We start from the raw sequence: 10,857 nt of genomic DNA on the forward strand, positions 1-10,857 counted from the left end.
GATCAAGACATTTCTAAGAGGTACTCTCAGATTTTCACAACATAAGGTTCATCTTCAATAATACCCTGATCGTGGGTAACAATGATAACCGTTTTACCTTCTTCATTGAGTTCGTGCAATAACCTCATAACAATATCTCTATTTTTCTTGTCAAGTGAGCCAGTAGGTTCATCTGCCAAAACAACAGAACATTTTTTCATCATAAGACGAGCTAAAGCAACTCTCTGTTGTTCACCACCGGAAAGCTGATAAACTTTTTTGTTAACTTCCTTTGATAACCCCACACGATTAAGAGCTTCTTTAAGTGATACTTTAGTTCGGCTTGATTTTTTAATCAAACTTAAATTTTCTTTAACTGTCTTATTTTCAAGCAGTGCAAAATTCTGAAAAAGAAACCCCACTGTATCCGCAAAAAAACTGTTTTTATTTTTAAGCCGGGTAATATTCAGCCCTTCGATTATGATACTGCCGCTATCCGGTTTTTCGATACCACCAATCATATTGAGTAAAGTGCTTTTTCCACTGCCGCTATCGCCGCTGATTACTACAAAACTTCCATCCGGAATTTCTAAATTAAAGTTAGAGAAAATTATTTTCTCTCCAAATGCTTTATTTAAGCCACGAATTATAATCATAAACATCCTCCCTTCAATGACTTTGAGATATTTGTTTTTTCAACCCACATAATATTTGTGAAAATGATTGCCATTTCAATAATGGTGAGCAACGCTCCAATCAGTAAAGCAATCCCGACACTTGCGTTAGATATAAAAATTGAAACAATGCAAATCAATATCACAACGGCTATATTTTCTAAGAGATTAACGGAAATAAATCTTTTGTGCCTTTCATAAAAGCGATAGCCCAAAACCTTTTTGAGGGAGATTTCCATCGCATTAAGTCTAAATTCCATTTTCACTTCAGATATGATGATAGCGATATCTAACAGCAATACTAATACGCAAAGAGAGCTTATAAAGCCAATCAGTTTCACGAGGAAACTATGACTATAAATGTAATCCTCTCCGACATTCGTCAGCATAAAATAGTGTGAACCAAGCTGTTCTGAATATTTTTTCGCAACACTGCGAATTGTGCTTTCATCGCATCCGTAGATTACCTCACCATTATATGTTCCTGTTTCGATATAACTTCCATTTAAAGCAACAGCCTCATTTGCCTGATAAATCACAATCGGATTTGTTACTCTTGACAATCCGTCAATAGCCTCTTCTCTGTTCGAATTGAGATAATAAAATTGTTCTCTGCCAGAATATTCTTTATAAACAACACGCAGTTCTTCTGCATTTTGGGTAAGAGAGCCAATTTCCTCTTTTGCGATATCTTTGTATGATTCCGCATTTCTTCCCTTTGGCACGAAGACCACGATATCCTCTTTTTCATCATCTTCAGTAAGCATATCAGAAAACCCTTGTAGCATATCTCTGGCATTATGATTTACAAAAATATAATTATCCGTATCGCTTATCCGGCTGCCTATGCAGACCACCGGATTTATCGTGTTGTATTCATTTTCGTAAAGGTCATTCCAAAATTTGCTCTCTTTGGATTCCTCCTCATTTTCTTCAAAAGGAGGTTCAATCTGCATAACTCCAAAATAATAATCATTATAATGATTTTCTAAAAGAGTAGTGTTTGTAAGTAAATTACCTTGAATGCTACTGAGATTTGTAGTTATTGTAAAAATTGTCATAGCAGTAGCAAATACTTTAAGACCGTTCAGAAGATAAAACATACCTTTTTTATCTGAAGCATTGGCAAAGGCTTTTTTTACATCAAAGCGGACAAAAGCAGCATAAGGAATTACGGAAAGAACTGCTCCGGCACAATACACTGCCAAAATGAGATGATCTTCATACGCTCCCGATATAAATTGAGAAACAAGCAACTTTGCTAAGACGAATAATGCAGCATATGAAATCATATCAGCCACTACAGCTTTTAGAGCAATCACAGCAGCATTTTCGCCCAGAGAAGCTCGTACAACTACTTCCTTTTGCCTGCGTATCACCTCAATCATATTAAGTACAATCATCAATATGGCAACCAGGCCCCAAACAATGAACATCATATCAGTTTCGGTTGATTGCCAAAACTCTGGCTGCGATATAGAATATTCTTTTGCCAAATCTTGATATGTGGCAATAATGTCATCATCATCACCGATATAGCTGACCATTATTTCCTGTCCATTGCCTGTGTTTTTTGCTTCTCTAAAATCTTCAAATTCTATTACGGTGATTCCACCTATCAAAGCCGTATATGTTTTTTCCTCAATATCCATTGTGCTTTTAAGACTATCCCGAACAACGGTATCATCACCATAAATATAAAGTCTTGTCTGATAATTAGAAACTCTCTGATTAAAAGTCGAAAAAATATGAACACCATGCTTCTCAGCTGTATCTTCTGCATTGGCTAAAAATGAATCCATATCGTCATTAGTAGTTGTGTATCTGGACGATAAATAATAAGCACCATTAAAGTTCCAGAGCATATTTTGATATACTTCAGCTTGCATAACAAAAGCAAAAATAATCGTAATCAACAGCAATATATTTCTTATATGTTTCATTTGAAATTCTTAAACCTCCTTTGAATAGGTAACAGACACACGATTGCCCAAAATACTAATATGGATTTTTTCATACAACCACATTCTCTTGTTAGATTCTAATTTTCCGTTTTCTTTATTCGCATAAATTGTACCATAAAACTCGTGAACAATTCTACCGCAACTTTGGACTACATGAGAAAAGTCCGAACAGTTTTCTGCCCGGACTTCCTCGCTCAATCATAAATCAATTCCACTTTCACAATCTCCTCTGCCTGTGCCTTGCAAGCGTTCATCTGCCGCACCCATTCCATTTGGTTTTCGGCTTTCAGTTGCTCGGTCACGCCGTTTTGCTCTGCCAGTGACCGCACGATCAGCTCCATGCGGTTTCGTGCTGTTTCGTCAATCTCGGCGCAATGCTCAAAGAGCTTGTCGGATAGCACCAGCTCATTGAACAGTATCGGACGGTGCATTTCCAGATACGCCTTGCGAAGTCTGCCGTAGTGTCCGAGGGGCTTGGTCTTGCGGATAATGATGTTTGGGATAAGATAATCGCCGTTCTGTGTGTAAGTGATATTCATGCTGTTTGTACTCCTTTCATCGGCTCTCTCTGCGGTAAACTGCTGACAGGGACGAACACGCCCTTTGCAATGTCCTCCGCACGAATGGCGGCTTTCTTGGCTTCGATTTCTGCCTTTTTCCGCTTCTTGATTTTGTCCTCGTATCGCTTCTGCGCTCCGCTGGCTTTCCGCTTCAAGTAGTTCTGATGAAGCCTGTCCTTGCGTTCCTCACGTTTGCGGATTTCCTCTAATTCCTCCGGGGTAAGCTCCACTTCTCCAAACGCCGGTGGAACGAATCGCCCAACAAAATTGAAGTAAATCTCGACCTCCTGTGTGGTCTGTATACTGCCTTTGCGGTCACGCTCATGCACAAGGATTTTCTCGATAAACTCATTGAGCATGGCAATGGTCAGCTTGTCGAAGTTCTCATATTTGTCGATCAGAGCGATAAAACGGTCAGCGTCCTTTTCGTGCTTCTCATAGCTCTTGACAGCCTTTTCCAGAACAGAGATTTCAGCGGTAAGCTCGGACTGTTCCTTTTCGTATTGAGCGTCCAGAGTGGCGTATCTGCTGTCGGACAGCTTGCCTAAAATGTTGTCCTCATAGATTTTGCAGAGCAGGACTTCCAGCTCGGAAACTCTCTGCTTTGCTGTGGCAAGGCGTGTCCGCTGCTTCCTGACCTCTGCCGTCTGCTGGCTGGACTGCGCTTCCTGCACCACACGGACAAACTCGGCTCTGTCATGCTTCGCATAATCGGCAATGGCTTTCAGCATTTCCGAGACAAGGGACAGTACCACATCTTCGTTGATACGGTGCTGGGTCTTGCAGAGCGTTCCGCAAGGAACTTTGGTGTACTGTGAACAGGTATATTGAGAAATACGCTTGCCGTTGTTGGTACGGTGGACATACATCTTGCCGCCGCAATCGGCACAATAAAGCAAGCCTGTGAGGGGAGCTGCTTCGCCCCAGCCGTCCGGGTAGCGTCTGACATTCCCACGGATTTTCTGCACAAGGTCAAAGGTCTGCTGGTCAATGATAGCTTCATGGGTATTCTCGAAAATCGTCCATTCGTCCTCCGGGACATAATGGCTTTTCTTGTCCTTGAAGTGCTTTCGAGTCTTGAAGTTGATGGTGTGTCCCAGATATTCACGCTTTTCAAGAATGTTGCAGATGGTGGAAGAACCCCAGCCGTACACATCTTTGAAAGTCTTGTTTTTATTCACACCCTCGCCGTGCTGGGCAAGGTAAGCGGACGGAATGAGGATTTTTTCTTCTTTCAGCTTGCTGGCGATCTGATACGGACCGTAGCCCTCAATCGTCATGGCAAAGATGCGCTTGACCACATCAGCGGCTTCGGGGTCAACCAACCATTGGTCTCTGGCTTCGTTCCAGAGATAGCCGTAAATGACCGTGCCTGTGAGGTGCTTGCCGGACTTGCCTTTGGACTGGAAAGTGGAACGGATTTTACGGCTGGTGTCTCTGGCGTAATACTCGTTCATAATGTTGCGGAAAGGGGTAAAATCATCGTCACCTCTGGCACTATCCACGCCGTCATTGATGGCGATAAGTCGCACGCCACGCTGACGCAGGATTTCCATAATCTGACCGACTTTCAGATAGTCACGACCCATGCGGCTCATGTCCTTGATACACAGGTACTCCACATTCCCGGCTTCCACCTCTTTCATCATTGCCAGAAATCCGGGACGGTCAAAGCAAGTACCACTAATGCCATCGTCCGTGAAATGGACAATGTTCGTAAACCCCTGCCGTGCGGCGAACTCCTCCAACATAGCCTTTTGATTGGAAATGGAATTGCTCTCACGCTGCTGGTCATCATCTTTGCCAAAGTCATCACGGCTCAGTCGTTCGTACAGAGCTGTGATTTTCTCGTTTTTTCTCATAACTTGCGCTCCTTTCTTCGGTTTTAGGTTGTGTGTTCTAAGAGACTTCCCAACCGCTTGATTAAGAAGTCTTTTAGAGCATACAACACCAGCCGCCATTTTATATTTTTTATACTGTCTGACCGCAAAGTGCTGCGGATCTCTTTCTTCCAGCTCCTGGAACATCATATCCACAGGATTCTGGTAAGTTTCATCCTCTTCACGGGTTTCGCTTTCGTTCAAAAGATCCAGAAGGGTATTCAGATTCTTTTCCTCTTCATCCCCTTCATACCAGATAAAAGCAATCAGTGCTGTGTACAGCAATTTCTCTGCTTTCACCCAAAAATCTTCGGAAGCTTTTTCCCCTTCGCCTTTGGTATTCACAATGATTGTTGTCACCAGCTTCAAGATATCTTTTTCAGACCGTATATAAGCAAATGGATTGTAATGAAGCGATTTTGAAAAGTTAATGGTATTCAAAACCTTAATCACATATGGCTCATGAACCACTTTTCCAGATTTATCTTTCATAATATTTCCATTCTTATCTCTCTTAGGCGGTCCCTTTGCTAACATCTTCCCGCACTCCTCAATGAGAGTGCCCTTTGGATCTGTAATGACCATGGAACAATTCATCTGCATGACCGACGGTTTCACGAAAAATCGTGTCTTACCGGAACCACTACCGCCAATAACTACAATATTTTTATTTCTTGCATATTTCGGTTGTTTTGGTCGACTTTCCATAGTCAATGCTTCTGTTGCTGTCAACGGAATATTCATCCAGGGATCATCTGACATATAAGGCTTGATATCCTCTGCAGTTCCCCATCTGGCTGAACCATACTCGATTCCCTTCCGAAGTTTCTTTGCATCTGACTGTTTCTGCCAAACCAATAGTTTCAAAATAACTGCGACAGTAACTCCAACCAATAGATCTCTCAGGTCAAAGCTCAACAGAATCCCTGTAAAGATCCGATCTGCATGTTCCATCGCATATAACAGTTTGTTCCCTATATCTTCTCCAGGACTGCTCCTGTATAAGCAGGATGCCCGGTCCGCATAAAAAGCGGTCAGAACATAGGGAAGATTTGTAAGAACCAGTTTCTTTTTATCCAGGGCGGACAGCCTGACCCCAGCTTTATTCTTCCACTTCTGCATCAGATTATTGCCGTTTTGTTTCTTCATCGGCTCTGTTCCTGATGTCGGTTCTTTACTTTGTCCTTCGTCTTCTTTGGCATCATTGCCCGGTAAGCTGCAAGACGCTTATGAATGGAAGGTTTATTCGCTTTTTGAATCTGTTTCTGGGAAAACTCACGGAAAGCAGCATTGAGGGCATCCTGATCACGTCCCTTGAAAAATACCAGATAAACCGGCGGCTCTTTGCTCTTGTCTTTTTTCAGAGCATAATTGATCCCATATTTTCTGGCATACCGTTCAAAGGACTTGATATTTTTGTCCGTGATCTCGATATTGACCATCCCGGCATTCTGTTTTGCCAGCTCTTTTACCGTGACCTTTCCCTGTTTCGGCTGATTTTTCTGTGCTTTCTTCTCTACTGATTTCTGCTTCTGATGACGCAGATACGCAACAAGAACCTTTTTCAACAGGTCTGCCGTAATCTTAGTAGCCCGAATACAGAACGTGACCGTTTTCTGAGTTACCTCTTCCTGCATGACTTTTCCCTCCTTTCAGCGATTCAACTGCTGTCCAAATCTGTAATCATGGCAATCACCCCCTTTAATGAAAAAAGACAGATTAACCGGTAATCAGGTTCTGCACCTGTACGAGTTTTTCTGTCCCTTCTTCTTTTCTCTTATCTTCTCCACCACAATAGATGGGAACACACATTTCAAGTATTCTACTGTAAATACGCTGATGGGCAGTATCCAAATCTGTGGACTTCATTTCATTCAGTCCCAGATTCGTTGTTATGATCAGCGGAAGCATTTTACAATAGCGGCTGTCTATCACATTATAGACCTGCTCCAAAGCAAACTCGGAATTTCGTTCTATTCCCAAGTCATCAATAATCAGCAGCGGATAATCCACAAGATTTTGTATAATCTGGTTCTTATCTGCCTGATAGCTGGTCATTTCATTTAAAATCCTGGAAAAGTTTGTCATCATGACACGTTCTCCCTGTTCCAAAAGTGCATTTGCAATACAGCCTGCAAAAAAGCTCTTCCCGGTTCCAACCGGTCCCATCAAAAGCAATCCTACATTTTTTCTCTTCATATCTGTCCAGTTTTCTACATACTGCCTGGCGATTAGTATCTTCTGGTTGCTTCCATTGTCATTTTCAAATTTCCATTCCCAGAATCTTCTTTCCCGAAGTCCGACGGATTTTCTCTGATAAAGCAGCCGCTGTGCTTCTTCCCGCTGCATCTTCTCATCCAGTTCCTGCCTGGCTTTTACCTCGCATTCGCACAAACAGGACACTACATGCTCAAAACCCATCAGACTGACTTTCATCTGTTTTCTTTTTCCACAGGTGCCACAATGAAGACATCCCTCTTCGTCCAGATAATCTGCTGTTACTTTGTTTTCCATCACAGGCTTTCTCCTTCCTGAAATTCATATTTATCCATTCCTATCCTGGTTCCATCCCTTTCTGCCCAAAGACAGATTGTTGCAAAATGGTTTTGATACTCTTTTCCACTGGATTTCATATAAACAGAAAGATGATCAATCCGTTTCTGGTAATCCCATGGAAATAGCGTCATCAACTCCTGCAGTTCAGCTTCCGACAGAACAACATTTTTAAATCTACCATATTGACTGAATTTTTCTTCCAAAGCGGGTGTATTGCCCTTACTCTTATCAGTATGATTCTTTTCAGTCTTATTTATCTTAGTATTACTTCCATCCAGATTCTTGCAGTCCGGACTTCTATTTTTTTGCGTTCCGGACTTCCAGTTTCTTGCAATCCGGATTTCCAATTCTTTGCAGTCTGGATTTCCAGTTTCTGGCATTCCAGAAACAAAGTATCTTACTGGCTTTCCTCTACTCCGTTTTACAAAATTTTTCACATATATGACAGAGGGACGATTATTCCCCTGCCGATACCGCTCGATCAATCCAATCCCATGCACACTATCCAGCTCATATAGAAGCTTTGTCACTGTCGTATGCGACATTCGCAACAGCTCCTGCAATTCTGCGATCGTGTAAATGATATAGACATAACCCTCACTGTCAATCCAGCCATTTTTCTTGGACAGGCTGATTCGATCAAGCAGAATTCCATAAAGGAGCTTTGCGTCTGTGGACAGGCTTGCAAACTCTTTTTCTGTGAACAGAGCTTTTGGTATCCGAAAAAAAGAAAACTGGTCAGATTCTTCTGCTCTGAAATATTCAAAATCTGCCATAATATTTTCCTACTCTTCTACATCAAAATCACAATTTGCTGCACTGCCTGTACCATGGCACATCTCATCAAATACAAAATTGAATGATTGAATCATTTCGTCCAAATAATAATTTCTGGCCTTCTTGTTACAAGCATACATATCACCAATAAAGCCTTCATCATTCCCCATCGCATGAACAAGGGTTTCCAGGACCTTCATAAACTTCTTTTTTGAACAGCTTTCATACTGTCTGTTCACATATTTCTGGATATCTAACACACGAGCAGGATTATTTTCATTTTCCTCCAGAATTCCAAATGCAAGATCCATACCAAACTCATATCCATCAGCCTGAATTTGATCAATATCCATCTCTCCAAGCTCATCCTGGTATCCTCGCTTTTCCATTGCAGTTAAAGACGTTTCATATTGATCAATATATCCCATATCCGCAATAGTTTCAAAAATATCTCTGGATGCTTTCACCATCTTATCCATAATAATTTCTCTTTCAGCCAGCGGCATATTTGCCATGATAGTATCTAATGTCATCATTGATTCTTCCTCCATCTCATTTTCATAAATACCATTGATATAAAAGTGGTTCGCCTTTCCATTGTTTGGAATGATACGCATCAGTTTACCAACCTGAACCAGTTCCTGTACTGCCTGATCTACTCCATATCGAGTCGTATTCAGGTCTTTCTTTATTTCACTTTTGGGATAGATAACAAACAGATTCCCGTTATGATCTACCCAGCCATTTTGCACCGCAAATTTCAAACGATCCAGAAATAAGCTGTATAGAATCTTTGCTGTATTTGACAGATTTTTGTATTTTTCCATCTGAAACAGCACCTTTGGCACCTGCAGACAATCTACCGGCATATACTCCATCTTACTCATTGATTGTTTCCTCCTTCTGTTTGTACAGCACTTCGGCTGAATTAATATTGATTTCCAGCATCCCTACAAACACCTGATAGTACAGCAGGCATATCTGTTCATCCTCTCTTGCCAGATACAATCCTTCCAGTTCATTGGACGGATGTTTCATTCCGTATACTGCCTGACAGATATCATGGATTTTCTCACATTCCACACTTCTAAGATGCATCTCCAAGGTGTGATTAAATCTCTGCCAGTCCTCCAGTTTCTGATTTACTGCCATCATGCACTGGAACAGTTCCGCTGCTTCACATGCTGCTGACAGCACTACATTTTTGTTGTTGATACTTCCATCGGCATTTTTCATATGCCCTACCATATACGCCTGATCTACTGAAACCATCTTTTATCCTCCTCTATCTAAACGGCATTTCTTCTTCCATACCCTCTGGGATCTCTAAGAACCCTTCCGCATCTTCTGGAAACGGTGGTCTGTCAACCATTTTTGCACCTGCGAATTCAATCCGGTTTGCATACACTTCGGTGGTATAGATCTTTTTCCCGGTATCCTTATCTTCATAATTACCTGTGACAATCTCGCCTTCCACCATGACCTTCGTTCCCTGCATCAGATAATCTCTGGCAAATTCTGCTTTCTTTGCAAAAGCCTTTACCGGAATGAAACTGACTTCATCGGAATAATTTCTTCTGACTGCCAGAACGAACTTGGCAATCTTATGAAGTCCTTTTTCATTCTCCACTTCGTTGTATCCAGGATTTCTTACTAATCGCCCGGAAATAACTGTTGTATTCATTGGCTTACCCCTCCTATGCTTTCATTGATTTGTAACAGATACCGATACATGGTCCACATTTTCCATAGGCACATCCGTAACATTCATCTTTTTCCAACTCTTCTTGCTTCATTTCATCGGCAAACATTCCTAACAGTGTTGTGTAAATCTTTTTCATTGCCAGGAATTTTTCTTCTGCTTTTTCCATCTTCTCTTTGTAAAATGGGATCAGTTCACGAAGAACTGGATGGAAACGTTCATTTTCATCATCCCAGGCACAGGTTTTCATCATACAGCGTGGCTGTTTCTCATAATTGCCCAGATAATATGGGCAGAACGTACAGCCTCTTTCTTTAACAATTGCCACCGGAATCACTGGCATCTGACTTTTGATTTCCTTTGTTACATGCTTACTTTCAATTCGCTCTCTCATCTTAAAAATCCTCCAAGAATATATATATTTGCAAAAGGGAATTCCCCTGAATTGCCTGTTTTTAAGCACAAAAAAAGAGGCAGACTTACGATTTTTATTTTCGCAAGCCTGCCTCTTATCAATCTAATATTCTATTTTCCAATGACATACCGTATAAACACGTATATCGCTCTGATCACATACACTGGAATCATGATGCTTCCAATCAATGCTCCAATAATGACACTTAATGCAGCCATCCCAAGTGTTGCTGTGGTATCCATTCCTCTCGGAATTAGAATCAACCGCATTTTATGTATTCCAAATGGAAGTCCAGCAATAAATACCCACCAGAACCAATCCGTCTGTCCACTGACCTTCATAATTGTTTT

General features: G+C 41.4%; 12 protein-coding genes. All 12 read right to left on the reverse strand.

Going from position 1 to position 10,857, the window contains the following annotated elements:
- Positions 1–26 precede the first annotated feature (26 nt).
- Positions 27–635, reverse strand: a complete 609-nt coding sequence (locus D8Q48_RS15475; protein ID WP_002593328.1) for an ATP-binding cassette domain-containing protein — start codon at positions 633–635, stop codon at positions 27–29.
- The gene (locus tag D8Q48_RS15480; RefSeq protein ID WP_004845300.1) at positions 632–2,596 is read right to left on the reverse strand and encodes a DUF1430 domain-containing protein; all 1,965 of its coding nucleotides are present in this window, start codon (positions 2,594–2,596) and stop codon (positions 632–634) included. The genes D8Q48_RS15475 and D8Q48_RS15480 overlap by 4 nt, the downstream gene beginning before the upstream one ends.
- Before the next feature lie 215 nt (positions 2,597–2,811).
- Positions 2,812–3,156, reverse strand: coding sequence for a TnpV protein (locus D8Q48_RS15490; RefSeq protein ID WP_002593326.1), 345 nt, complete (start codon positions 3,154–3,156; stop codon positions 2,812–2,814).
- Positions 3,153–6,206: a recombinase family protein gene (locus D8Q48_RS15495; RefSeq protein ID WP_172697019.1), complete on the reverse strand. Its 3,054-nt coding sequence runs from the start codon at positions 6,204–6,206 to the stop codon at positions 3,153–3,155. The genes D8Q48_RS15490 and D8Q48_RS15495 overlap by 4 nt, the downstream gene beginning before the upstream one ends.
- On the reverse strand, positions 6,203–6,694 hold the full coding sequence (locus tag D8Q48_RS15500) for a PcfB family protein (RefSeq protein WP_054752943.1): 492 nt from the start codon (positions 6,692–6,694) through the stop codon (positions 6,203–6,205). Before D8Q48_RS15500 ends, D8Q48_RS15495 begins: the two co-directional genes overlap by 4 nt.
- Positions 6,695–6,776: 82 nt before the next feature.
- Positions 6,777–7,571 carry an ATP-binding protein gene (locus tag D8Q48_RS15505; RefSeq protein ID WP_121057139.1) on the reverse strand — a complete coding sequence of 265 codons (795 nt, stop codon included), beginning with the start codon at positions 7,569–7,571 and terminating at the stop codon, positions 6,777–6,779.
- Complete coding sequence (locus D8Q48_RS15510) at positions 7,571–8,389, reverse strand: replication initiator protein A (protein ID WP_024720795.1); 819 nt, start codon at positions 8,387–8,389, stop codon at positions 7,571–7,573. The genes D8Q48_RS15505 and D8Q48_RS15510 overlap by 1 nt, the downstream gene beginning before the upstream one ends.
- Positions 8,390–8,398: 9 nt before the next feature.
- Positions 8,399–9,277: a replication initiator protein A gene (locus D8Q48_RS15515; RefSeq protein ID WP_121057141.1), complete on the reverse strand. Its 879-nt coding sequence runs from the start codon at positions 9,275–9,277 to the stop codon at positions 8,399–8,401.
- A complete protein-coding gene (locus D8Q48_RS15520) occupies positions 9,270–9,662 on the reverse strand; it encodes a hypothetical protein (protein WP_008688048.1) in 393 nt (130 codons plus the stop codon). The genes D8Q48_RS15515 and D8Q48_RS15520 overlap by 8 nt, the downstream gene beginning before the upstream one ends.
- A gap of 13 nt (positions 9,663–9,675) precedes the next feature.
- On the reverse strand, positions 9,676–10,074 hold the full coding sequence (locus tag D8Q48_RS15525) for a single-stranded DNA-binding protein (RefSeq protein ID WP_005344165.1): 399 nt from the start codon (positions 10,072–10,074) through the stop codon (positions 9,676–9,678).
- Positions 10,075–10,087: 13 nt separating this feature from the next.
- The gene (locus tag D8Q48_RS15530; RefSeq protein WP_008688044.1) at positions 10,088–10,486 is read right to left on the reverse strand and encodes a hypothetical protein; all 399 of its coding nucleotides are present in this window, start codon (positions 10,484–10,486) and stop codon (positions 10,088–10,090) included.
- A gap of 131 nt (positions 10,487–10,617) precedes the next feature.
- On the reverse strand, positions 10,618–10,857 hold a 240-nt coding region (locus D8Q48_RS15535), incomplete at its 5' end, for a DUF6050 family protein (RefSeq protein WP_121057145.1).

Origin of the sequence: Ruminococcus sp. B05 (assembly GCF_003628495.1) — a bacterium.
GTDB classification, from domain to species: Bacteria; Bacillota; Clostridia; order Lachnospirales; family Lachnospiraceae; genus Schaedlerella; species Schaedlerella hominis.